We start from the raw sequence: 26226 nt of genomic DNA, 5'->3' as shown, positions 1-26226 counted from the left end.
AAAACTCGGTCAAATTGACCGAGTTTTTTTATTTAATCCATAAACATCATTCCGCCTTCTTTTTTCTTTCCGCCAAACTTTTCGAGTTTATACGTTAGTGAGAACATTACGTAGCGCTTTAATACCGTGTTTTCTGCATCAACAATGGCTGTTGGGGAAATCGTACGGGTAGCATTTTGGTTTTGGTCTAATAAATCGTAGACTTTTACTTTGGCTAAGAATTGGTCTTTGAAAAAGTTGTAGCCTAAACTCACATTCCACAAATAAAAGTCTTTCTTAAATCCATCGGCAATGTTTGAATTATAACGGTAACCAAAATCACTTCCAATTACAAAATGCTTTGGGACATAAGAAGTGATTTCTAATTTGGCATTATGAGTAAAATTTTGTGCCTTATCAATTACATAATTTTCATAATCGGTACTATTCAAAGAATAGCTATAGTTTTGCGAAACCGTAATCAATTGGTCAATGCTCCAAGTCAGATTGACTTTTGGGTTAACTTGTAAACCTTTTGACTCAAATGCTACTGCATTGGTTAAACCTTTATTAGAATTGTAGTTAAAATTAATTCCCGCACCAAAACGCAAGGTTCTCTTTTCCTTTTTATAGGACTTATTCCAATTAAATCCTAAATAGGAATTGTATACCATATCCACATTTTGGTAAGTCGTTGTCGACTTAAAATTATCGTCAAAAATGGTTGAGGAAACCACGGCATCTCGACTCAAATCAAAGCCCGAATAAAGATAATAACCGGAACGTGACTGATAATCATAATCGTTAAAACTAAAGTACAAATTGTGTTTTTGTGTTGGTCGAAGATCATCATTACCTACAAAAGTGCTCAACGGATTTGACAAATTCTCAACTGGCAAAACTTGGTTCGCTTGTGGCAATTGCACGCCATAATCATAAAAAGAATAAATCGATTTTGATTTGCCCATACGGTGACTGATGTATCCTTTAACTCTTGGATAAACATAGTTTTTATTTCTATTGGTGGTCAATCCTAAATAGTTGGAACGAGCATCAAAAGTGACAAATTCAGGTCCGAAGTTGATTCTACCGTTGGTTTTAGATTTGCTGATAATCAATCCGGTTGAAGGAAAAAAAGTAGTTGCTTTTGACGATGTACCATTGGATTGCAAATCATTGAAATCATCATAATTTGCGCCGTCAAAATCAAAGGTATTCAAGTTGTTTTTAACGTTGCGATACGTTACTTCAGAGGTTAAACTCAGTCGAAGTGAATCGGTTAAAGGTTCGCCAAAACGTACTTCCAATTTTATAAAATCATTGTTGTCTTTTTCAAATCGATTCTGATTCCGGATATCATCCGGCGTGGCATCGGCAAAAAGCGTAGCCGAATTGGTATTGACAAAATCATCTCTTCTTTGAAATTCCGATTCAAAATTAACCGATAATCCGCGGTTTTTCTTTAAAAAACGTTTGCTGAAACTGGCTTCGGCGCCAAAAGAAGTAAATTCATTATCATTGTAATCTTCATTGGTACTGCTATTCAACTCATCAAAAGTTTCATTAGTCGTAATTTGATTTCTGGAAGATTTACTATAGCTTTTATTTCTTTGAAAACTTGGATTGACATAAATAGTCGACAAGGAATCTATTTTGATTTCAAAATCTAAATCGAGGTTATGCCCATTACTACCGTTTTTGGTGATAGTATTAGAATTGGTGAATGTTCTACCTTCCGGCAAAAGGTTGATTCTATTCGTTCGGTTGGCATTTTCAGTTTCGGCATTTGAAAAATAATAACTGCCGCTTTGGTCAATTTTTTTCAACCATTTGTCTTGATAATTTATTCCGACCATATTGGAACGAGTAATTCCGCGATTGCCACCAAATGACATATTGTTGATCCCAAAACTTCCGTCATCGTTATAATAAATCGAAGAATTTCTTCCACCGCCCATATTATCAAAAACCTCATCCATAGAGAATCCAATGGAATTGATGTTATTGGATGAAGCCAAGACACTTACTTTCTGTTCGCCTTTAAAATAATTGAGTAACAAACTGGATTCATACCGTTTGTCCGAACCATGTCCGGCGACAACTTTCCCGAAAAGACCTTTATTTTTGTCCTCTTGTATGGTAAGATTAATGGTTTTTTCTTGCGAACCCGAAGCTTCACCTGAAATTTCTTCCGATTTGGTTTTCGTATCAACGACTTGCACTTTATCAATAATTTCAGCCGGTAGATTTTGGGTGGCGATCTTACCATCTTTTCCAAAGAACGGTTTACCATTGACCAAAATATTATTGACTTCTTGACCATTGACTGTGATTTTACCTTCCGGTGTGATTTCAACTCCGGGTAATTGTTTGAGCAAGGCTTCAACATTGGCATCGGCACCCACTTTAAACGAAGCGGCATTGAACTCCAAAGTGTCCTTTTTAATTCTAATCGGTGGAATTTCAGATTTTATCACTACCTCGTTAAGAGCGTTTACCGCTTCTTTTAATTCGATAATTCCAAAATCTTTGTCAACCTCTAAAGAAACTTTGTCTTCTTTAAAATCCTGATAACTGACGTAAGAGATTTTAAGATAAACCGGCTTATCCGATTTTCTGATCTTAAAATTAAAACCACCTACTTTATTGGTAATGGTATAATCAACCACAGAAGAATCTTTGACTGAAGTCAAATAGACTGTTGCTGATTCGATAGGTAATTTGTTGGTTTCATCAACTACTTTTCCTTTGAGTGAAATTGTTGATTGTGCAAAAGTAATAGAAGTAATAAAAAAGGCTAAAACGAGGTAGAGAGATTTTGGCATAAAAAAATAGCTGTTATTAAGTTAGAAAGATTAATAACGGCTAAATTCTTATTTTAGTATGTGACGTGAAAATTTCTTACGAAAAATTTAACATTTTCAGATAATACTAACAGATTAGTGTTATCTGTAAACACTTGACTTTACTTTACTTTTCTCTGATGTAAATATCAATCGGTACGCCTGAGAAATCCCAGTTTTCTCGGATTTTATTTTCTAAGAAACGCTTGTATGGTTCTTTTACATATTGCGGCAAATTGGCAAAAAACACAAATTGTGGTGTTGGTGTTGGCAATTGCATACAATATTTGATTTTTACATATTTTCCTTTCAAGGCCGGCGGCGGATAAGCTTCAATCAATTTCAACATAAAGTCGTTGAATTTTGAGGTTGCAATACGCTGTTTTCTGTTTTCAAAAACTTTTACCGTTTCTTCCAAAGCTTTTAGCAAACGTTGTTTGGTTATTACCGAAGTAAAGATGATTGGCACATCGGTAAACGGTTGTAATTCTTCACGAATTTTGGCTTCGTAATCACGGGTTGACATGGTGTCTTTTTCTACCAAATCCCATTTGTTTACTAAGATGATAACGCCTTTTCTGTTTTTTTCGGCCAGCCAAAAAATACTTTGGTCTTGTCCTTCAAATCCACGAGTCGCATCAATCAAAAGAATACAAACATCAGAATGCTCAATCGCACGCACTGAACGCATTACGGAGTAAAATTCTAAATCTTCTTTTACTTTGGCTTTTCTACGAATTCCGGCGGTATCAACCAAGTTGAATTCGAAACCAAAACGGTTGTATCTGGTATCAATCGAATCACGAGTTGTTCCGGCGATATCGGTCACTACAAATCGGTCTTCACCGATTAACGCATTTATAAAAGATGATTTTCCGGCATTAGGACGACCTACCACACAAAATCTTGGCAAAGCTTCCTCTTCATCAGTAACTTCCGGTAACTCCGGCAATACTTCTACTAATTTGTCTAACAAATCTCCTGTTCCGCTTCCGCTGATACTGGCAATGGTAAAATATTCCCCTAAGCCTAAATTATAAAATTCGATAGCGTCTTTTTCACGCATCGCATTGTCTACTTTGTTTACAGCTAATAAGATTGGTTTGGTTACTTTTCGCAACAACTTAGCTACTTCGGCATCCATAGGCGTGATACCTTCTTCCACATCGACAACGAAAATAATCGCATCGGCTTCATCAATCGCCAATTCCACCTGACGGCGAATTTCACCTTCAAAAATATCATCCGAACCTTTGATATAACCACCTGTATCTATTACAGAAAACTCTTTTCCATTCCATTCGCTTTTACCGTAATTTCTATCACGAGTTACACCGCTAACCGAGTCGACGATAGCTTCTCTTCTTTTGATTAAACGGTTAAAAAAAGTCGATTTCCCAACATTTGGTCTTCCAACTATGGCTACAATATTGTTCATAATCATTTTAAATATGGTGCAAAGGTAGTATTAAAGAGCACAAATTCAATTATTTTATTACTTTTAGTATCGTATTAACATCCAAAAAATCGTTTTTATGGATACCCAACATGAGGTTAGACTTCGTCCACGGTTTTTTAAAGACCTCGAACAAAACATAGCTGTCGTCAGAGAGAAATTTGTCAATTACAGACAAAAGAACCAATCTACTGACTTCGTAATGAAAGTGAGAAACAACCACGTTCAGTTTACCTTTTCGGGTGAAAAAAAACACTATTGGTCGCCGCATTTAAGCGTAGAATTAGAGGAAAAAGAAGGTAATGAAAAAAACGCCACTCACATAAGAGGATTGTTTGGTCCGGATCAAACGCTTTGGACGATGTTTATGTTTTTGCATTTCATAGTCGCCGGTATTTTTACCTTATTTGGCATGTTTGCTTATTCTAATTACACGCTTAACGAACCCATGTTAATGGATTTCATCGTGATGTTTATCATGGTGATTGTTTGGTTTTTACTTTATGTTATTGCCCGACAGATTCGAGAAAAAGGTCATGAACAAATGGATGAACTCGAAGCCATCTTTTTGGACATCATCAAAGAGTAATTATTTTTGGTTGTACCCAAAACGACGCAACTGATACGCATTGCTTCTCCAGTCTTTGTTGACTTTTACATACAATTCGATATGAATTTGCTTGCCGAAGAACTTCTCTAAATCTTCACGAGATTGCATACCGACTTTCTTTAAAGCAGCGCCTTTGTGACCAATGATAATTCCTTTTTGAGTATCGCGTTCCACCATAATTACGGAGCGAATTCGGATGATTTTTTCATCTTCTAAGAATTCTTCGGTTTCGATTTCTACTGCGTATGGAATTTCTTTGTCGTAGTTCATTAAGATTTTCTCACGAATGGTTTCGTTTACAAAGAAACGTTCCGGCTTGTCCGTCAAAGCATCTTTAGGGTAATACGGTGGCGACACCGGAAGCAAGTCCAAAATTCTGGCGAATACTTCTTTAACATTAAAATTTTCTAAAGCAGAGATTGGAAAGATTTCTGCATTAGGCACTTTGGCTTTCCACAACTCAATTTGCTCTTCTAATTCTTCTTGGTTGGATTTGTCGATTTTATTCAACAGCAACAACACCGGAATTTTAGAATGAATTATTTTATTAAAAAAGTCTTCATCTTTTAATTCCTTCTCGCCTATTTCGACCATGTAAATCAACACATCAGCATCTTCGAAAGCCGATTTCACAAAGTCCATCATAGATTTCTGCATTTCATAAGCCGGTTTGATAATTCCGGGAGTATCTGAAAGCACCACTTGAAAATCTTCTCCGTTAACGATGCCTAAAATCCTGTGACGTGTAGTTTGAGCTTTGGAAGTTATGATGGATAATCTTTCCCCAACAAAAGCATTCATTAAGGTTGATTTTCCAACGTTTGGGTTACCGATTATGTTAACGAATCCGGCTTTATGTGACATGTAATTTGATTTAATTTTTGCAAAGGTAGTCATATCAGTCCAATAGAAGAAAAAAGATTTTTTTATCTTTTTTGTTGCAAGTGTTGATATTCGTTGTATATTTGCACTCGAAACATCGCGGGATAGAGCAGTAGGCAGCTCGTCGGGCTCATAACCCGAAGGTCACAGGTTCGAGTCCTGTTCCCGCTACGAAGAGAAGCCATTCTGAAAAGAGTGGCTTTCTTTTTTTATCAAAAGTATTCTTATGAACATGAAAAAAATTGTCGAGTACAGAGCGTTACTTGGTGTTACAAAGACAGCAACTCTTAAAGAGTTAAAGACCATTTACAGAAACAGCATGAAAGATTCACATCCGGATGCTATTACAGATGATGCTGAACGTCTGGCAGCAGAAGAAAAAAGTAAAGAAATCATTGCGGCTTATCATTTCTTGGTAAGTATAGCCCCTGAAACTTTGGAAAAAGACAAAGCTGAGTATACACGAATCACTACAAGCACTAACATTGCTGATTTTTATTATGAAAATAGTGTTTTGTATATTACTTTCTTAGACGGCAATTCTTTTGAATACTTTGGTGTTCTTAGACCTATTTACATTAAAATGGTAAACGCTGAATCACCAAGTCGTTTTGCCCGAAGACATATTTATAATGAATTCATTTACCGAAGCACTTCCAAACTAGTAGCTGCGGAATAAATCATAAAAAAAGGTCTCAAACAATAAGTTGAGACCTTTTTCTTCTTAATAAACCAACACAAAACATCTTATTCATCTGCAGCAAATGCTGAGTTTTTATCTATACTCACTTTTAAAGTAGTAGCAACACCTTGCTCATTGACCATCGTCATATTTAAAGTATCCAGTTTAGCTAAATTTCTTGAAACAAAACCGTTGAACATATTGTAAGAAATATTCATCTCTTTCAAGTTGTGTAGTTTTTCTAAATCGAAAGGTACTTGTCCGTCCATTTTGTTTTCAAATAAACTTAAGGTTTCTAAAGAAGAAAGGTTTGATACTTCTTTCTCTAATTTCCCAGTCAATTTATTACTGTTTAGTAACAACACTTTTAAAGATTTCAACTGGTAATAAGAAGTTGGAATCGCACCTTCGATTTCATTATTAAATAAAGAAAGCGTTTCAAGATTTGTTAAAGTTCCAATATTTACCGGCAAAACACCTGTCAGTCTGTTCATATGCATTTCGATTGATTTCAATTGAGAAGCATTACCTAATGTTTCCGGCAAAGCACCTGTTACTTTATTGAAAGCAACATTCAATTTAGTCAAACTTTTTAAATTACCTATAGATTCAGGTAAAACACCAGAAATATCATTTCTGAACAAATTTAAAACTTCTAGGGAAGTCAAATCACCTATTTCTGTTGGCAACTCTCCTACAAGGTTATTGTTCATTAATTTTATCCCTATAACTTTATCGTTTTTGATTTCAACACCGTACCAAGTTGTGGTTGGTGATTTTAAATCCCATTTGTTGGTCCATTGTGAACCTTTGGTCGCTTTGTATAATTTGATCAAAGCATTTTTTTCTGTTGAAGATATTTCGGCGAATACTGAGGTTGAAACCAAAAGCACAGCTAAACAAGTAAAAATAGATTTCATATCACTTAGATTTGAGGTTAATGACGACGTAAAACTATAAGAACTGTCGTTTAAAAACAAATATAATCGATGAAATGCACTTCATGTTTTAATTTTAATATACTTATCTTACAAATACTATTGAAATTTAACAATCCATCACAATTCCTTACAGAGGAAATGAGATTAAAAAATATTTTATACATTTGAAACACTAACCAATTAAAAACTAACATTATGCCATTTAATTTTTACGCAGTTTTTGTCTCAGCACTAGTTACACTTGTAGTTGGATTTGTATGGTACAACCCGAAAGTATTCGGAACCATTTGGATGAATGAAACCGGAATGACCGAAGAAAAAGCCAAACAATCCAATATGTTGAAAGTTTTCGGCTTGACTATTTTTTATTCCTTAATGTTGGCCTTTCTTATGCCGGCTTTGGTAGTTCATCAGCTTGGTGCACTAGGAATGATTGGCGGACCAGAATTTGTAACTACAGCAAAACCCTCTTACTCTGCTTTCTTAGCGGATTATGGTAATGAATTCAGAACTTTCAAACACGGTGCTTTACACGGCTTTATGTCGGGATTATTTTTAGCCTTGCCGATTACTGCCATAAACGGTTTATTCGAACAAAAATCATGGAAATACATTCTGGTAAATGCCGGTTATTGGATTGTATCGATGACGATTATGGGCGCTATCATCTGTGGCTGGAAATAGTTTAACATTTTATTATAAACCAATCGCTCTACATTTGTGGAGCGATTTTTTTTACTTTGGACACACATTCATTTAAGATTTACTCTTCTACTACTCAACTCCCAGATTCCTGGGACAAGGTTGCTCACGAAAATATTTTTTTGCAAACCCATTATTTAAAAGTGCTTGAAGATTCTGCACCTACAAACATGCAGTGTTTTTACATTGGTATTTATGAAAAGTCAGTACTTATTGGCGTGGCGCTGGCACAATATCTCAATTTGAACCAACTGGAATCGTTTGGCGAAAGAGATCAGTGTTTCAAAACTTATGCTCGGAATTTTGTCTTTAAAAATTTTGCTTCTCACGTTTTATTCTTAGGTAACAACATGATTACCGGGCAAAACGGTTATGAGTTCACTAAAGAAATCGATTTTAAAGATATTGGTGATTTACTATTAGAATGTGCCAATGCCATCACGAAATACTTTAAAGAGCAAAAAATCAAAATACACATTGTTTCCTTTAAAGACTTCTACCAACATTGTGCAGACGAATTAAAAAAACACCAGTTTTCAAATATATACGAGTTCAACACGCAACCTAATATGATTTTTGAGCTGAAGAATAATTGGCAAACCAATGAAGATTATATTGCCGCCTTTTCCAAAAAATACCGAGATCAATACAAACGCTCCCATAAAAAAGCGGAAGGAATTACGATTAAAGAATTGTCGTTGGAAGAAATAATTCAGAGCGAAAAACGCATCTACGAATTGTATCATCATGTTGCCAAAAATGCGCCCTTTAATACTTTTTTCTTGTCCAAAAATCATTTCTCCTCTTTTAAGAAACAATGTGGTGACCGATTTAAATTGGTTGGTTATTTTTTAAACGAAGAATTAATTGGATTTCACACACTGCTTTTGAATGGCAATGTGTTAGAAACTTATTTCTTAGGTTATGACAACCAAGTCCAAAAGGAAAAAATGCTGTATTTGAATATGCTGTACAACATGACCAAATTTGGTATTGAAAACCGATTTGAAAAAATTATCTTTGGAAGAACCGCATTAGAAATCAAGAGTTCTATTGGCGCCGAGCCTATTTTGATGTCGGGTTTTATTTATCACACTAATAAATGGGTGAATAAATTAATGCCTAAAATATTCCCACAATTAGAGCCTACTTTGGCTTGGCAACAGCGTCATCCTTTTAAATAAAGATTTTAAGGAATAGCCACTTTCATTTGAGAAGGCAAAATTCTAATGTCCAAATGGGTTTCTTCGCCTATATATTCGCCATCAATTTGAAAACTAACCGGAGAAGTTGTTGTAATAGTGGCTTTATCAGTAGAAATAATTTCAACATCTTCTAAATCTACGGGCATATTTCCAGTAATAATTTTTCCAAAAACCATTAAATCGAGATTTTTTAAAATTACAATCTCAAACTTTCCGTCATTCATTATACCGTTTGGATTTATGGTAACTCCGGTTCCGTATTTTTGAGAATTGGCTATTACAATCATTCTTGCCGTACATTCTGTTGTTTGATGATTGGCTGTAATTTTGACCGAAAAAGGCTCTTCCAACTCCGTTAAAGTCGTAATTATTTGTAAAGCGTAACCTAACTTTCCGCGTGTTGAACCGTTTTCATAGTTTCTCACCAATTCGGCATTCAAACCCAAATCGCTTAAATGAATACTTTTTCTTCCGTTTATAGAAATCATGTCCATTTCCATAAAATGATTGTGAAATGCCACCGCAAGATTTTCTTCCATAGTCGCAGGCAAATTCAAATCTACTGCCAATCCATTGGCTGAACCGGCCGGAAGAATTCCGAAAATTACATCTTGTTTTTCTAAAGCTTCGCCAACCATTTTGATAGTTCCATCGCCACCTGCAATTAAAATACGTTCCGGTTTGTGCAAATTATAAAGTGTTTTTATGACTTCGCCATCATTTTCACCAGACGTTTCATAAACTATAATCTCAACCTGAAACTCTTCGGCGAAAGCCAAAGTTTTATTCAAAATCTCACTTTTATCTACATCTCCAGAAATTGGATTTATCACTAAAATATACTTCTTCTTCATGGCCCTAAAGGGTATTCTCTAAATAATTTGTAATTTGTCAATCGAAACTCAAATGTAGACAATTAATGAAGCCCATTCTGAAATTATATCGCGGATATGCCAATGACCAAGAATTAATTGTCATGGGTCATGTTTTTAAACCTACTTCTAAAGAAGATTACGATTTTCAAAAGAAGAATTTTAAAAATGCCACTTCAGTAATCAAAATGTTTCGGATTAAAACACAAGCCAATGCAGATGTTTATCTCGAGCATAACGGAGAAAAAATCCATACCAAAACATTGGACGATGGTTATTTTAAATTTTGCATTCCGCTTACCGAAAAATCAGATTTTGGTTGGATAAATTATAGTGTAAGTATTTTTTATAATAACGAAGAAATCCAAGAAACCGCCAGTTTTATAAAACCTCATAAAGGAGATTACGGATTTATATCAGACATTGACGATACTTTTTTGGTGTCGCATACCAGAAATCCGTTAAAAAAATTATACATTTTGTTGTTTAAAAATGTTTATGACCGAAAAGTTTTTGAAGATGTCGCTGAACATTATCATGCCTTAAGTAATGCAGGAAAAAAAGACAAGACCGAAAAAAATGCCTTTTTTTATGTCTCGAGTAGTGAATGGAATTTGTATCGATTTATTACCCAATTTGCCGAAATCAATCAATTACCCAAAGCGGTATTGTTACTAAAAGACATTAAAACCAGTTTAACTGATTTATTCATAACCGGACGCGGCGATCACAACCATAAGTTTGAAAAAATCAAACACATTTTAGAATTTTATCCCAATTTGCAATACACGCTTTTGGGTGATGACTCGCAACACGACCCCTATTTGTATGAAAATATCTGCAAAATTTTCCCGGTAAATGTCAAAGCGGTTTACATCAGACAAACCGGAAGTTCCAAAAAAAAGAAAGCAGTTTTGGCCTTGAAAAACTTAGAAAGTCTAAATGTAAAAGTGTGTTATTTCAAGAAAAGTTCAGAGGCCATTGCGCATTCTAAAAGCATTGGTTTAATCTCTTAATTTGTAATTTACAACGAATCAATTTCGCCTTGCACAATTTCCCAATCTTCGAGTAGCTTGTCTAATTCTGCTTTCTTTTTGTTGTAAGCCGTGAAGAAATTTGCGTTTTCGATGTGTTTGTCATAATTGGAAGCCAATTCTTTGTCATCATTTTGAATGTCGATTTCGAGTTGTTTGATTTGACTTTCTATTTTGCTTAGACGATTTTGCAACGATTTGCTTTTCTTTTGGTCATCATAAGACAAGCTTTTGTTTTCTTTATTCGAATTGTTATTCACCACTACGTCTTTTTTCTCAATTTCACGCATGTTGGCTGCGTTACGCTGTTCTAAGAAATAGTTGATATCACCTAAATATTCTTTGATTTTTTGGTCTTTGAATTCGTAAACCAAATTCGACATGCCTTGAAGAAAATCCCTGTCGTGCGAAACTAACAGCAATGTGCCCTCATATTTCTGCAATGCGGCTTTCAAAACATTCTTCGATTTGATGTCTAAGTGGTTCGTTGGCTCATCCATCAGCAACACGTTGATGGGTTGCAATAATAGTTTACACAACGCCAAACGGTTTCTTTCGCCTCCGGAAAGCACTTTAACTTTCTTTTCAACATCATCTCCACGGAATAAAAATGAACCCAACATATCACGCACTTTCGAACGATTGGTATCCGTTGCGGCATTGGTCATGGTTTCTAACAACGTAATTTCCCCGTCTAAATATTCGGCTTGATTTTGGGCAAAATAACCAACTTGCACATTATGTCCCATTTTTATCGAACCTTGGTACTTGAATTCGTTTACAATGGCTTTGATGAAAGTCGATTTTCCTTGACCATTTTGTCCAACGAAAGCAATTTTACTACCTCTTTCCACCAAAAGCGAAATGTCTTTTAAAATCACTTTATCGCCATAGGCTTTGGTTACATGTTCGGCTTCAATCACAACTCTTCCCGGTGTCATGGAAACCGGAAACGAAATATTCATTACTGAATTGTCATCTTCATCGACTTCAATACGTTCTACTTTATCTAATTTTTTAATCAACGATTGCGCCATCGAAGCTTTAGAAGCTTTGGCACGGAATTTTTCGATTAGTTTTTCGGTTTCTTCAATTTTCTTGGCTTGATTTTTTTGGGTAGCCAATTGCTTTTCCCTAATTTCTTCACGCAATACTAAATATTGAGAATACGGTTTGTTGAAATCGTAAGCTTTCCCAAGGGAAATCTCGATAGTTCTGTTAGTTACATTATCTAAAAACATTTTATCGTGCGAAACGATTACGACTACGCCCGGAAAATTTCTTAAAAAACCTTCTAACCAAATGATACTTTCGATATCCAAGTGATTCGTCGGCTCATCTAGTAGAAGAATGTCGTTAGATTGCAATAACAATTTGGCCAATTCGATACGCATGCGCCATCCGCCCGAAAAAGTATCAGTTTGATTTTCGAAATCTTCTCTTTTAAAACCTAAGCCTAAAAGGATTTTTTCAGTATCGCCTACATAATTATAACCGCCAAGCAATTCAAAACGATGCGTGTAATCGGATAAATCTTCAATGATTTGAGCGTATTCCTCACTTTCATAATCGGTTCTGGTCACCAAAAGATGGTTGATCTTCTCTAACTTTTTCTCCACCACTTTTATGTCCACAAACGCTTCATAAGCTTCTTCTAATACAGTTCTTCCTTGTTCAAAATCGATATCCTGACGAAGAAAACCCATCTTTACTTCTTTCTCGGTAGCAATTTGGCCGCTATCAGGTTTGAAATCACCGGCTAAAATTTTGAGCATGGTCGATTTTCCGGCACCGTTTTTTCCCACTAATCCTACTCTATCACCTGAACCTAATCGAAAAGTTACCTCTTCAAAAAGATACGTACCACCAAACGAAACCGATAAATTGTGTATGTTTAACATAATGAATTGTTACAAAAGTTACAGGTAAAAAGATTTCTAAAAAGTACCTTTGTAAACCCGAAGCTAAAGTGTTTATACTAATAAAATTAAAATTTTTGCAAATGTTAAAAAAAGGATCCAAATTAAATAGCATTTTAACAGGAAGTTGTCCGAAATGTCAAGAAGAAAGCATGTATGTTGACCCAAATCCGTATAATCTGAAAAATATTTACAATATGCATGAAAATTGTAGCCATTGCGGATTACACTATCAAATTGAACCTTCCTTTTTTTATGGTGCGATGTATGTGAGTTATGCGCTAACGGTTGCCATCGGCGTTGCCGCTTTCATCATTGCAAAAGTATTTATTGGTTTAGATTTAATTGCTTCATTTATTGCTATTATAGTAGCTTTAATTGCATTGATGCCTATAACAGCAAGGCTGGCTCGAAATATTTACATCAATATTTTTGTGCATTTTGATAAGAATGCGGTTAAGAAGTAGGAGCGAATGGTTTGGGCATTTTTTGAGCAACCCTATTCCCGCTGTTCGTTATACTTCGTGCCACTGCCATCGGGGCTAATTAGGTTTTGTCTTGTGTGAAATCAATCATTCAAAACACTACTTTGCTAAACCATATCTTTTAATATCAGTAGTCTTATCCAAAGGCTTTCCGTTTTCGATATAATCATATAAATCCAAAGCCATCGCCGGCGCCAACATTACACCTCGTGTTCCTAATCCATTTAGAATGTGAATGTTTTTGTAAACATGATGAGAACCTAAAAGCGGCCTTCTGTCTTTTACGGTTGGTCGAACTCCCGCAAAATGATCGATAATTTCGAAGTTACAAGTCAGGATTTCTTTGATTCTATCGATGAGTTCTTGTTTACCTTCAGCTGTTGGCAAATCGGTTTTGTCTTCCCAGTTATAAGTGGCGCCAACTTTAAAAAGATTATTACCCAAAGGCAAAATAAAGACACTGGTATTGACAATGACATCCAAATCCAAATCAGGCGCTTTAATGATAAATAATTCACCTTTCGTTCCATCGAGTGGCAAATGTTTAAAAAATGGGTTAGCATGCATTCCAAAGCCTTCAGCAAATACAATGTGTTTGGCTTTTAGATTTTGGTACTGAATATATTCTTCAAGAACTTCCAAGTCTTTATATTCAAAAGCTTCTTTCCTAAATAAATTAAAACTATTCAAATAAGCGTGATACTGATTCAACAACACTTCTGTATCTATATAACCGGTATGTAAGACTTCGCCGTAACCAAAAGGAGAATCAATAGCGGAATATTTTTTAAAGACAATTTCCGTTGAGAGAAATGGCGCCAAATTAGATTTATCCGAAGCGGCGAACCAATTATTTTGCTCTTCAACAGAAAAGAATTTTCTGTAAATGGGTATTTTAAAATCGACTTGTGTATTTAGTTTAGTTTCTATTTTTTTATAAAACACTTCGGCTAAATTCAGTTGTTCATTAGCGTTCCAAACCTGACTGAATCTTTTAAGAATAACCGGATTGTATAAGCCGCCGGCTATTTTAGAAGAGTTTTGAGAATGGTTGTCAAAAACCACGAAAGATTTATTGTTTTGCATAAGTGTTTCTGCAAAAGCAATTCCGGCCAAACCTGAACCAACTATTATATAATCAAGCATAATGTTAAACTAAAAAAAACTCTCACCGTAAAGATGAGAGTTTTTATATTGTAATTAGAAATTTTTCTTAGTAATTCCACATATCAGACTCGAAACTACGAATCTTTTCTTTGATACGTTCTGATTCCAGAAGCTGCATTTGAGAATTCTCTTTCATGTATTGTTGAATTTCTCTGTCACCGTATACATTTTCTTCTTTATAAATCACCCCATTAAATCTGCGGGAATTCAATAAGTGGTCAAAGGTAATAGGCATGGCTGAATTCTTATCATTGAAAGCTTTAGCATCATGCAATATGTCTCTTACAGCAGGGAAATAAACCCAGAATAAATCAATAACATCTGCATTGTCATTTCCGGCATCTCTTGCCTCCGGAGTTACCGGACAAAGTGCCAACAATCTATATTTCAATTCACCTTGACGTTTGTCAAAATACCAATATCCTTTTATCTTGTAGCCAGAAATATAACTGGCATCCAATTCTTTTTTATTGATAAATTGAGGATCAAGTACTCTTTTACCTGACATGTAATCATCGTAATAATTATTAATTTCATCTTTCCCTGCATCAGTAGTATCAATGTAAGTAAATGAAGTCTCCATATCTTTGAAAGTCTTTTTAGCATTGAAATAATCATCTACATAAACCTCAGTTATCTTTCCGTTCTTGATGTTTTTAACAAGCACATCAAATAAAGACCTTCTCTCTTTACCCACAAACGCAGTATCGATAGGATAATACAAAGGAAAATTAATTCTTTCATCCACATCCACAAACTCCCAAATGGTTTTACCCATCAATACGTCTCTGTCGTGAACATAACCATAAGGCAATGGTTTGTCATTGTCAGAAATTAACTGGGCAGGCGTTTTCTTTCCAATCTCATCCGGAGTTTTGGAATTCAACAAATTTGACTGAGCAAAAGTTGAAGCACTTATTGCAACTGCAAAAACTACTGATAAAAGATTTTTAACTTTCATAATGTTTATAATATAAGTTATTTAAGTAGGTTTCTATCAACTTAAATTATTGTATTTCGTAAATTACCGGTGCTGCATCTTTAGGAACAATTCCTGATGCTCCAATAATTCTTGTTTTAATATCAAAGATAGATACCTGATCACCTTTGCTAGCTCTTGCCAATGCAGCTTTACATTGAGCATTCACTTTACTTCCACTAACGATGATAGCTGCTTGACCGGGAACTTTAAAGCTGAAACGAGTTACCTCATATTTCAAATCATACACAAAATCTTGAAGTTCAGCACTAACGGTAGAAACTTCTAAACGTGATTTAGCTCCTTTTTGAACACCAGTAACACCACCGATTGCACCGGCAGGTGCTGGAATGTTTTTAATTCTGAATACTTTTTTATCCGAAGCAGTGGTTCCATCAGGCATTTTTGCAGTAACAGAAACAACAACTTCTGTACCAGAACCAGGCTTTAAGTTATATTTTCCATTTCCTCCGGCTTTTGACAAACCGGTAGCAGAAGCATTAACATAATTATCTCCAATCCCTGCAAATGAAATAGTCATTGGGTTATCCAAACCTCTATATACTACGTTCATTTTATCAGCAGAAATATTAGCGGTTTTTGGGCGAGGTACAACCACATACTTTCCTTCAAACTTTAATGGCACCGGTTTACCGTCTTCCATGAATGAGAATGTACCGTTGATGGTTTTTTCTCCAACACCACCAGCTGTCATCGAGATGATTGCTTGTCCGTTTTCGATTTTACCCGGTCCTGAGAAACTAGTTGGAACAGTATTAGCATCATATTTACCTAATACTACTTTACCTTTTACTGTTTCACCTTCAAAGAATACATTTTTTTCTAAAACAACCATAGCTTGGAAGTTTTTCAAAGATGCAGCTTGAGCAATTGTGTTACCAATTAAAGCATTGAAGATATCTTGCTCAGTAGCCTGAACGTCATTTTGCATACTTGTTAACTTTGCAATAGACGCTATTGCCGGGAAACCTTCAAAGTGATAAGATAAATATTTCTTAGTAACACCTTCACTATCTTTTACATCACCTAAATTAAATTTCTCATTAATTTTATTAACGATGATTTGGTATTTTACATCATTACCGAAAACTGCGGTTACATCTTTTTTGTATTTTTCAATTTTGGCGATGATTTCGTTACCTTTTTTTGAATATCTGTCACCTTCAAACCAACTTTCATCGATGTAACCACCTTTGTCCATTGCTTCGTATGGTAATTTACCATCTTTTTCTCTTTCAAATTCTTTAGAAACATCATTTTTGATTGTTCCTAAATAATCATAAAGTTCTTTCGAAATAGCCTTAACTTGGTTTGCTTTGTCTAATGGTGCTTTAAAACGAGTTGGATCATCTTCCGCTTTTTGTTCTAAAGTTCCTAACAAACTGGTATTATATTCTTCAGAGAATTTATTTACTCCTTCAAATTTTTCGTTCATTAATCCAAAAGCAGTCAATACTTCTTTGGACATGTTTAATGCCAACATCGCGATGAAAACCAAATACATTAGGTTAATCATCTTCTGTCTAGGGGTTAATTTTCCTCCTGCCATTTTTTCTAATTAGTTATTGTTTTGTTAATAAATATAGTTCAAAAACTAATTATCCTTTGTTACTCATAGCAGATAACATACCACCGTATACATTGTTTAATGTAGACAAGTTAGATGTTAACGATTGCATTTGATCTTTTAATTTAAGGTTGTTTTCAGCAACTTCGTCGTTGATTTTTGCATTTCTTTCAGCACTTTGTAATTGTACTAAGTACAAACCATTCAAAGTTTCTAATTGAGTCGCTGCTTTAGTCATTTCTTCAGCATATTTTTTAGTTGAAGCAACAGAGTCAACAGTTGGAGAAATTGCTTTTGCAGCTCCTTCGAAATTTTTGATACTGTTTCCTAAGCTTTCCATTAATTGACCATCAATTTTTGCTTCTTTCAACATGTTATCCAATTTTTGAGACAATAAACCTTGAGCATCCTTTGGATCTTCTTTTTTCCCTCTTTCTTTTGCTTCTCCTCCTGCTAATTCAGGATATACCAATGACCAATCTAATTCATTATCTACCGGATCAAAAGCCGATAAACCGAAGATTAATGCCTCAACTGAAAGTCCAATAATAAGCATTTCACTTGCTCCGGTCCAGTGTTGTATTTTGAATAGTGCTCCGATGATTACAACCGCCGCTCCCATCCCGTAAGCGAAATTCATTGCTTTTTTGCTTAATAATGCCATAATAATAAAAATTTTAGTTAGTTAAGTTAAATATAATTAAGTTGGTTTTGAAATTACTTTCTAGGTGCTTTTCCGTTTTTGGTCACTTGAGTTCCCATATAATCTTGTACTGTTCTGAAGCCAATATAACTTCTGGCTGTGTCAGCATATTCGAAATCCCTGGTTCCATTCTCAAGGAAGTAATCAACATCTTTCCAAGATCCACCGCGAACCACTTTTCGCATGTTTTTGTTATCTTGTACTGTTGGATTCATGGAAGAAACATACTCATAGGCTGCTGCATCATAAGATGAGTCTGTCCATTCTGCAACGTTTCCTGCCATGTTATATAAATTGTAACCGTTTGGCTCGTATGATTTTGCTTCTACTGTATATAACGCTTGGTCAGCTGCATAATCTCCTCTGTTTGGTTTAAAGTTAGCCAAGAAACAACCTCTGTCATTTTTAGCATAAGGACCACCCCAAGGAAAAGTAGCAGATTCTAAACCACCTCTAGCTGCATATTCCCATTCTGCTTCAGTAGGCAATCTGAAAGAATTGATCAAATCTGTTCTATTCTTTTTCTTTTTAGATTTGATATAAGAGTTTTTGTTTAGTGTTCTCCAAGCACAAAATGCTTTTGCTTGTTTCCAAGACACACCAACTACAGGATATTCTCCGTAGGCTTGGTGCCAGAAATAATCATTGTGCATTGGCTCATTATAAGAATACTCAAAATCTTTAATCCAAACCGTTGTATCAGGATAAACTTCTTGTTGTTCTGTTCTAATAAACGAACTTCTTTTCCCTACTTTAGCTTTTGCTGCAGCTTGAATATCCATCCAAGAATATCTGAACTTTAATTTTTTAACATCAACAGTCCTTAAACCGTTGAAAGACTCTGCTACTGGCAAATACATAGTATCCATAACCTCTGAGTAATACTCATCAGGATATTTACTAGTATCTTTTATCAATTTAACTTTTCTGTTTAATCTTCTTCCCGCATAAGGATCATCGTCAGTCCCAACACTGTAATAATTCTCATACATATACTTGTCGTAAGGCGTCATTTTCGCAGGATCAGCGTCATTGAAAGCAAAATCTCCAATACTTCCGGCAGTTTTACCTTTTCCTTTTCCACCTGATCCCGAAGTTTGCCCTACCTCATCTGCGAGTATAGCCAAACGAACCCTAATTGTAGAGTCTTTTACCCATTCCACAAACTGACGGTATTCGCTATTTGTGATTTCTGTTTCGTCCATATAAAATGCTCTAACAGTTACCGTTTTAGTTGGGGCGTCTTGTACATTGGCTAAATCGTCATCGGATTTACCCATAATGTATGCTCCACCCGGAATCAAAGTCATACCAAACGGCTTCTCAGGATGCCATTTCTTTCCTTTAACTCCTACTAACTCACCTTTGTCGCTTGATCGTCCACAGCTCGTTAATAAAGCTAAAACTGATGCGAATACAATGACCTTCTTCATATAAATTGGGGTTATTTGAATGTTTTATTTTTAAGGGCGTAAACCTATTTATTATTTTTCAAAAAAGCAATTAAATAATACTAAATTTTATTATGCTTGCCTCTTATGTATAATTTGACTTTTCAAAAATAGAATTTTAAAAGTTATTAAAAAAACTTTTTATCGATAAAAAGCACTTTTTATCTGTCAAAATACCTTTTTTATATTTTTTTGTAAGTTATAAACTATATTTTTATACGCTTTTTATTTGTAATCTATTTTATTTTTCTACTAAATACTGTTTTTTCTTTGTGCTTTCCACCATCTTTCAGGTATTTCATGATTGCAAGCAGCTAAATACTCATCATGCGAACAAGGTAATAACGAGTTTTTTTTCAGTTTATTGTGTTGCCCTGCAAAAAAGTTTATTTCAATCCACCAACGATCTGTTTTATTGCTTTTATAAAAAACCAATTCTTCGTTCTCCAAAGGAACGATGTACTTCAGATAATTTTCTTTGGTTCCAAAAGGATATTCATTAGAGCGATAATTGACACCTTCTATAAAATACCAAATCATCTGAGCAATCAGCACAGATTCCTCTTTACTATTATTGTGGTTAAACAGTCCGAAAGAACTAACCTTATCGCTTATACCGGCATATCTTGACAGACTACAAATTTCTTTTCCGTCAAATCCATTTGGAGTAAAGTTAATTAAATTTCCTGAATCTGAGGACTTTACAGAATTTAAATCTACACAAACAATATCGGCATCTCTAAAAACCGGTTCAGATAAAGCTATGTTATTTGAAATTTCTCCTAATCTGTATGCATCGAAATATAATTTTTCAATCAAATCAATTTCTTCTTGTGAATTGTAATAGGTTTGATAGCCAATATTACTGAAGTTAAAAAGGTTATTTGGCTCATCCAATATTATCTTTGACAAATAAGAATTGGAAGTGATTCCTTCTTCCTGTTTACCTATATCAAACTTACTGTCTATAGAAACCAAATTGACCATCTGCTCTAAACTGTCGTAAGCTCTGTACAATGGATAAGTCAGGTCTTGAGTTCCACCAATAATAATGGGAATTACACCTTTTCGGATTAATTTGGCACAAACTTTCTGTAAAGCAAAAAAAGTGTCTTCCAATGAATTTCCGGGAAGTATATCCCCTAAATCAGCTATAGAACTCTGCCAATTACCCGGAAACAAGCTGTACAATTCTTTCCGAATAGCATTCAGCTTAACCTCTTCAAAAGCTTTTAAATCACCGCGGTTTTCTAAAACACCAATAACAGCAATCTTTACTTTATCAGTATCCGGAAAATCTTTCTCAGTATGAAATGCGACTTTACTTCCCAAGTGTTGAGAAGACAATCCGTTTATAAATTGTAGCATCTCTTGATTGATCGGCGACAGAAAATCGAATTCCATAATTTATTTCTTTTTAGCAGGTGTTTTTTTAGCAGTGGCTTTTTTGGTAGCCGGTTTTTTAGCAGCAGTTTTCTTTTCAGGCGTTTTCTTGGCAATCATTTCTTGGACTTGTTCCAAAGTCAACTTCGTAGCATCAACATCTTTATTCAATTCGATTTTGATTTTGCCTTTGGTAATGACTGATTTTCCCCAACGGGCTTTCTCAACCAAAATGCCTTCCGCTGTCCAATTGTGGATTACTTTGTCGATGTCTTTTTGCAGTTTCTCTTCAATCAATTCTGCTACATCAGATTGTGATAAATTATCGAAGTTGTATTTTTTATTGACATTAATGAACATTCCGTTCCATTTTAAGAATGGCCCAAAACGACCAACGCCTTTTTGAACATCCATATCTTTATAAACCGCAATTGGCGCATCGGCTTTTGCTTTCTCATCAATCAATTCCTGTGCACGAACCATCGTTACATCCAATGGATCTTCGCCTCTTGGCAAGGAAATGAATTGTTTTCCGAAACGAACATACGGTCCGAAACGACCATTGCTCACTTCCACTTCTTCACCTTTGTATTCACCAAGATTTTTTGGCAACAAAAATAAATTCAACGCTTCTTCTAAAGTAATGTTTCCGATATTCTGCTCCTGACGCAAACTTGCAAACTGTTTTTCTTCATCTTCGGCATCGCCAATTTGAGCCATAGGACCAAATTTTCCTAAACGAACCGAAACCGGTTTGCCTGATTTTGGGTCGATTCCTAATATTCTTTCACCGCTTTCACGATCTGCGTTTTTCTCGACTTCAACAACATTCGGATGGAATTTATTGTAAAAATCCTGCATCATTGTCGCCCAATCGATATTTCCTTCCGCAATTTCGTCAAAATCTTGTTCTACTTTCGCAGTAAAATTATAATCCAAAATCGCAGCAAAGTTTTTAACCAAGAAATCATTAACGATGGTTCCGATATCTGTGGGTACCAATTTCCCTTTATCGGAACCGGTATTTTCTTTTAAAATCTTTTCGTCCACTTTACTGTCTTTCAAAGTAAGCTGAACATATTTTCTTTCTACGCCTTCTAAGTTTCCTTTTTCGACATAGTTTCTATTGATAATAGTAGAAATCGTTGGTGCATAAGTCGATGGACGACCGATTCCCAATTCTTCCAATTTCTTTACTAATGAAGCTTCTGTATATCTAGAGGCTGCACGCGTGTATCTTTCTGTTGCAGTGATATTATTGTTGGTCAACTTCTCATTAACTTTCAACGCAGGCAACATCCCTTCGTGCTCTTCTTCATCGTCGTCACTTCCTTCTAAGTATACTTTCAAGAAACCTTCAAACTTGATTACTTCTCCTGTGGCCTGAAAAACTTCAGAATGATTATTAGCTTCAATCTTAACGTTGGTTCTTTCCAATTCGGCATCGCTCATTTGCGAGGCTAAAGTTCTTTTCCAAATCAATTCGTATAAACGGGCTTGGTCTCTTTCTACATTCACTGTGTGACGTGACATATCGGTTGGGCGAATCGCCTCGTGAGCTTCCTGTGCACCTTTTGATTTGGTGTTGAAGTTTCTTGGCTTACTGAATTCAGCACCATAGTAACTGGTAATTTCGGCTTGTGCTGCGGCTTGCGCTTCTTGAGACAAGTTCACACTATCCGTTCTCATATAGGTAATCAATCCGGCTTCATATAAACGTTGCGCGATTTGCATGGTGATTCCAACGGGTAAATATAATTTACGAGCCGCTTCCTGTTGCAAAGTGGAAGTTGTAAACGGTGCAGCCGGTGTTTTCTTAGTAGGTTTGGTTTCTAAATCGGCTACTTTATAAGTGGAACCGATATTTTTTTGCAAAAAATCTTCTGCTTCTTTTTTGGTGGCGAAGTTTTTTGGCAATTTGGCTTTCACCACTTTTCCGGCTTCGTTGGTAAATTCTGCTGTAACCGAATAAGAAGCGACTGCTTTGAACTCTTGTATTTCTCTTTCGCGTTCTACAATTAATCTAACCGATACCGATTGTACACGTCCGGCAGACAAACCGCCTTTTACTTTTTTCCAAAGCACGGGAGAAAGTTCGTAACCAACTAATCGGTCTAAAACTCTACGAGCTTGTTGGGCATTGACTAAATTGTAATCGATGCCACGTGGATTTTCAATCGCTTTTTGAATCGCGGTTTTGGTAATTTCGTGGAAAACAATTCTCTTGGTTTTGTTTTTTTCTAATTTTAATTCTTCAGCCAAGTGCCAAGAAATGGCTTCTCCTTCGCGGTCCTCATCGGAAGCCAACCACACCATTTCGGCGTTTTTGGCTAATCCTTTTAATTTGGTGACCAAGGCTTTTTTATCTGCGGAGACTTCATATTTGGGTTTAAAACCATTCAAAACATCTACTCCAATTTCTTTTGATGGCAAGTCGGCAATGTGCCCATAACTCGACTCTACCTGATAATCACTTCCCAGAAATTTTTCGATTGTTTTTGCCTTTGCCGGCGACTCCACGATAACTAAATTCTTTGCCATATTCGGTTTGTTTCTGCGGACAAAAGTAAACGTTTTTTTTAAAATACCGATTTAGTGTAGTTTTTTAACGATGATTGACTTAAAAAGATTAGATTTATTCAACACTTAAATTTTCTTATATTTGAAATTGTACAGTTTAAAAAAAAAATCAACAATGGAAATAAAACTAAAATGCTCACAATACCTTATAAAACCAAACTATAAAGAAATAGTGAAAAACCTTTTCGATTTTAACATTGGAACTTCACTAACAGAATTGTTGAAAGTTGAAACTTCAATTGAAATGAAATCATTTCTACTTCTTTTTAATACAACAAAGAGAACATTTTTAGAATTATCGAAACAAATCAATCAAAAAGCAATAGACAAAAAGGAAAGTCTAATTACAGATAAAGCCATCTTAGAAATAAGATTAAAACGTTTACTCGAAGAGGAAATAATTATTGAAAGTGATTTTTTTAATTCTAATACCTATTCAAATCCAGAGTATTTAAATAAAACCTATGAGATATTTGAAGAGTACTGTAGCATACTAGACATTGAAGTCACGACTAACCTTAATTATCAATATTTTTATTATTTCAGAGCTAATCTAGAAAAAGAGTTTCATGAATATAAAGAAAAATATCAAGAAATTAATCATTTTTTTGAAAACCCAATCATAAAATCCAATACTAAATTTAATAAAATACTCGATCATTACATCAATATTAAAGAACTATACACCAATCCATTACAAATTAGCGTTACTGAATGTAAAGAGACGCTAAAAGATTTATATATTGAACCAAACTTTAACATTCACAAGAGCAATGGTTATGATCATTTAAATGAATATAGTTTTATTGAAACAAAAGACAAGGAAATAAACATACATGACTTCATAAACAATTTCTTTTTAAAGGGAAATAAGTATGATGATTGCAATGAAATATATAATATGTTATTTATTTTAGGTCAGCCTGGACAAGGCAAAACCTCATTGTGTTATCGCGTTGTATTTGACTACTTGAACAGTCAGTCAGGACTTCCTAAAACACCCCTATTCTTTATAAAGATAAGAGATCTTATTGCGCGAAATTTTATCGACAACCCTTTTCAGACTATAAATGAGTATCTAAATCAAGAAATAAACTTTAGGACAGAGAGTTGCATTTTGATTTTAGACGGCCTCGACGAGTCTTACATGAGTGGCGGCCTTAATGATTCTGATTTGAGAAACCTTTATGATCGTCTAAACAAAACCTCTCAACAAAATAAATCTTTAAAAATAATTTTAACATCAAGACTAAATTACTTAAAATTAACTGATTCTTGTATTGATGGATCTCTAATAATTCAAATCAAAACACTCTCTAACAAACAAATTGAAAATTATTCAAAAAAATTTAAGTCCTTTTATCCTGACAACAAATTTGTTAACCAAATAGAGAAAATAATATCTACTGATAAATATATTCATGTTTTGGAATTATTACAACAAGCAGTGATAATCTATTTTATTGCAATTTCTGACATTGATATTGACGAAAATGACTCCAAAGCAAAGTTATATAACAAGATTTTTTCATCTTTAGCAAAAAGGAGCTGGGATAAAAATGGTCAATTAAATTATATTAATAAAAGTTTACAGACAGATTACAAAAGATATGAAAAACTCCTCAGAGAATACATACGATTAATTGCGTTCGAGATTCATCAATCAAAAAATTTATACATTACATTGGACAAGCTTCAAGGATTGGAAGCGACTAAAAAATTTATACGTGAATGTTTCGATAGTCAATTCTCAACCAATCCTGAAAAATTAAAAGAGATTAGCAAATACCTTCTTGTTAGCTTCTATTTTCAGGAATCCAACACAAAATCTAATGAAACGGCAATAGAATTTTTTCACAATTCATTGTGGGAATATCTTACTGCGGAATATTTTTGGGAAGAAAACAAAAAATTCCTTTTAACAACAGACAATGATGGAGATTTAATACACAAATCCTCTGAAGATTACTTTTATCACTTGAACAAGTTAGTTGGTAATAAACCAGTAGAAGATATAATTAAGAACAATCTTGAAACAATCATTCTAAATGAAGCTGATGAACAAAAAGAGCTTATTTTTAAACAATCGGAACATATATTTTACGACTTATTGAAAAATGACTTCTTGCTAAAATATGATTATCAAAATAGCGAACTATCTTCAATGGAAAAGTCAATAAATATTTTCAATACATTTTGGACATTTCTTCACCTATCTAACTTTAACTTAAACTCTAAAATTATTACTGACAGTAAATTAAATAATTATCTTTTTAACTATTCATTTTCATTTTACGGAAGTTCCCGATTCAAAAATATAGAATTCAATGATGATTTTTACTTTGTAAAATTCATTTCCGATAATGAGTTTACAAATATTTCATTTTCTAAAAACCTTTTTCAGAGTATGGACATTAGTGATAATGTTTTTAAAAATTCCACATTTGTCGGTCTTTTTAGCAACACCAAATTTGATAATAATAAATTTATTGAGGTAACATTTAGTGAATGTGTAATATTCAATGACACAACTTTTAAAGATAATAGTTTTGTGAATTACAAATTCAATAAAGTAAAAGCTATAACACCGAATTTCCTCAAAAAATTTAAAGAGAATAATTCCTTTGACAAAGATTTTTTTGAAAATCATTCGATAAAAAAAATTAGAAGAAAACAACGAGATGGTATAAGTATGTTTTATTACGAGATAGATCAAATATAACATTTTGTTAAACCACCTCTGCCATCTTGTCATATTTTATAAT

General features: G+C 34.5%; 20 protein-coding genes and 1 tRNA gene. 8 read left to right on the top strand and 13 right to left on the bottom strand.

Translation table 11 applies throughout. The features are described 5' to 3' along the window. Positions 1–32: 32 nt before the first annotated feature. On the bottom strand, positions 33–2804 hold the full coding sequence (locus tag B3C16_RS14585; RefSeq protein WP_291132897.1) for an outer membrane beta-barrel protein: 2772 nt from the start codon (positions 2802–2804) through the stop codon (positions 33–35). Between the two features lie 145 nt (positions 2805–2949). Further along, entirely contained in the window at positions 2950–4260 is a 1311-nt protein-coding gene (gene der / locus B3C16_RS14580; protein WP_291132895.1) for a ribosome biogenesis GTPase Der, read from the bottom strand. Between the two features lie 97 nt (positions 4261–4357). Between der and B3C16_RS14575 the strand changes: the two genes are divergently transcribed. Then, a complete protein-coding gene (locus B3C16_RS14575; RefSeq protein WP_291132893.1) occupies positions 4358–4867 on the top strand; it encodes a hypothetical protein in 510 nt (169 codons plus the stop codon). Here the strand turns inward: B3C16_RS14575 and era are convergent, their stop codons facing one another. Beyond that, positions 4868–5752 (bottom strand): GTPase Era, encoded by an 885-nt coding sequence (gene era, locus B3C16_RS14570; RefSeq protein ID WP_121311729.1) that lies wholly within the window; start codon positions 5750–5752, stop codon positions 4868–4870. Between the two features lie 116 nt (positions 5753–5868). Between era and B3C16_RS14565 the strand changes: the two genes are divergently transcribed. Further along, a tRNA-Met gene (locus tag B3C16_RS14565) sits at positions 5869–5941 on the top strand. Between the two features lie 61 nt (positions 5942–6002). Continuing rightward, the gene (locus B3C16_RS14560) at positions 6003–6449 is read left to right on the top strand and encodes a KTSC domain-containing protein (RefSeq protein ID WP_121311752.1); all 447 of its coding nucleotides are present in this window, start codon (positions 6003–6005) and stop codon (positions 6447–6449) included. A gap of 68 nt (positions 6450–6517) precedes the next feature. On the opposite strand, the gene B3C16_RS14555 is transcribed toward B3C16_RS14560, so the two are convergent. Continuing rightward, the gene (locus tag B3C16_RS14555; protein WP_121311753.1) at positions 6518–7372 is read right to left on the bottom strand and encodes a leucine-rich repeat domain-containing protein; all 855 of its coding nucleotides are present in this window, start codon (positions 7370–7372) and stop codon (positions 6518–6520) included. 216 nt (positions 7373–7588) lie between these two features. Here B3C16_RS14555 and B3C16_RS14550 point away from each other — a divergent pair, with 216 nt between their 5' ends. Together B3C16_RS14550 and B3C16_RS14545 are read left to right on the top strand one after the other, a co-directional pair. Continuing rightward, positions 7589–8077 carry a DUF1761 domain-containing protein gene (locus B3C16_RS14550; protein ID WP_291132889.1) on the top strand — a complete coding sequence of 163 codons (489 nt, stop codon included), beginning with the start codon at positions 7589–7591 and terminating at the stop codon, positions 8075–8077. A 188-nt stretch (positions 8078–8265) separates the two neighbouring features. Then, on the top strand, positions 8266–9279 hold the full coding sequence (locus B3C16_RS14545; protein ID WP_349680465.1) for a peptidogalycan biosysnthesis protein: 1014 nt from the start codon (positions 8266–8268) through the stop codon (positions 9277–9279). 5 nt (positions 9280–9284) lie between these two features. Here the strand turns inward: B3C16_RS14545 and B3C16_RS14540 are convergent, their stop codons facing one another. Beyond that, on the bottom strand, positions 9285–10154 hold the full coding sequence (locus B3C16_RS14540) for a diacylglycerol/lipid kinase family protein (protein ID WP_291132885.1): 870 nt from the start codon (positions 10152–10154) through the stop codon (positions 9285–9287). Positions 10155–10219: 65 nt separating this feature from the next. Between B3C16_RS14540 and B3C16_RS14535 the strand changes: the two genes are divergently transcribed. Beyond that, positions 10220–11188 (top strand): App1 family protein, encoded by a 969-nt coding sequence (locus B3C16_RS14535; protein ID WP_291132883.1) that lies wholly within the window; start codon positions 10220–10222, stop codon positions 11186–11188. Positions 11189–11196: 8 nt separating this feature from the next. On the opposite strand, the gene B3C16_RS14530 is transcribed toward B3C16_RS14535, so the two are convergent. Next, positions 11197–13107 carry an ABC-F family ATP-binding cassette domain-containing protein gene (locus B3C16_RS14530; RefSeq protein WP_121311758.1) on the bottom strand — a complete coding sequence of 637 codons (1911 nt, stop codon included), beginning with the start codon at positions 13105–13107 and terminating at the stop codon, positions 11197–11199. 101 nt (positions 13108–13208) lie between these two features. On the opposite strand from B3C16_RS14530, the gene B3C16_RS14525 reads away from it, so the two are divergent. Next, complete coding sequence (locus B3C16_RS14525) at positions 13209–13592, top strand: DUF983 domain-containing protein (RefSeq protein WP_121311759.1); 384 nt, start codon at positions 13209–13211, stop codon at positions 13590–13592. Between the two features lie 117 nt (positions 13593–13709). On the opposite strand, the gene B3C16_RS14520 is transcribed toward B3C16_RS14525, so the two are convergent. The 7 genes from B3C16_RS14520 to topA form a co-directional block, all read right to left on the bottom strand. Beyond that, positions 13710–14756 carry an NAD(P)/FAD-dependent oxidoreductase gene (locus B3C16_RS14520; RefSeq protein WP_291132880.1) on the bottom strand — a complete coding sequence of 349 codons (1047 nt, stop codon included), beginning with the start codon at positions 14754–14756 and terminating at the stop codon, positions 13710–13712. A 67-nt stretch (positions 14757–14823) separates the two neighbouring features. Continuing rightward, positions 14824–15738, bottom strand: coding sequence for a gliding motility protein GldN (gene gldN, locus B3C16_RS14515; RefSeq protein ID WP_291132878.1), 915 nt, complete (start codon positions 15736–15738; stop codon positions 14824–14826). Between the two features lie 46 nt (positions 15739–15784). After that, positions 15785–17326 (bottom strand): gliding motility protein GldM, encoded by a 1542-nt coding sequence (gldM, locus tag B3C16_RS14510; protein WP_291132876.1) that lies wholly within the window; start codon positions 17324–17326, stop codon positions 15785–15787. Positions 17327–17375: 49 nt separating this feature from the next. Further along, a complete protein-coding gene (gldL, locus tag B3C16_RS14505; RefSeq protein ID WP_121311763.1) occupies positions 17376–18008 on the bottom strand; it encodes a gliding motility protein GldL in 633 nt (210 codons plus the stop codon). A gap of 53 nt (positions 18009–18061) precedes the next feature. Further along, positions 18062–19480 carry a gliding motility lipoprotein GldK gene (gene gldK / locus B3C16_RS14500; RefSeq protein WP_121311764.1) on the bottom strand — a complete coding sequence of 473 codons (1419 nt, stop codon included), beginning with the start codon at positions 19478–19480 and terminating at the stop codon, positions 18062–18064. A gap of 270 nt (positions 19481–19750) precedes the next feature. Continuing rightward, the gene (locus B3C16_RS14495; protein WP_121311765.1) at positions 19751–20902 is read right to left on the bottom strand and encodes a formimidoylglutamase; all 1152 of its coding nucleotides are present in this window, start codon (positions 20900–20902) and stop codon (positions 19751–19753) included. Positions 20903–20905: 3 nt separating this feature from the next. Beyond that, positions 20906–23422: a type I DNA topoisomerase gene (gene topA, locus B3C16_RS14490; RefSeq protein WP_291132873.1), complete on the bottom strand. Its 2517-nt coding sequence runs from the start codon at positions 23420–23422 to the stop codon at positions 20906–20908. Positions 23423–23576: 154 nt separating this feature from the next. Between topA and B3C16_RS14485 the strand changes: the two genes are divergently transcribed. Next, the gene (locus tag B3C16_RS14485) at positions 23577–26183 is read left to right on the top strand and encodes an NACHT domain-containing protein (protein WP_291132871.1); all 2607 of its coding nucleotides are present in this window, start codon (positions 23577–23579) and stop codon (positions 26181–26183) included. The last annotated feature ends 43 nt before the right edge of the window (positions 26184–26226 follow it).

This window comes from Flavobacterium sp. UBA7682 (genome assembly GCF_002482945.1).
Classification (GTDB): domain Bacteria; phylum Bacteroidota; class Bacteroidia; order Flavobacteriales; family Flavobacteriaceae; genus Flavobacterium.
The sequence above is the reverse complement of the archived record's forward strand: the minus strand, read 5'-3'. Positions and strand labels throughout refer to the sequence as shown.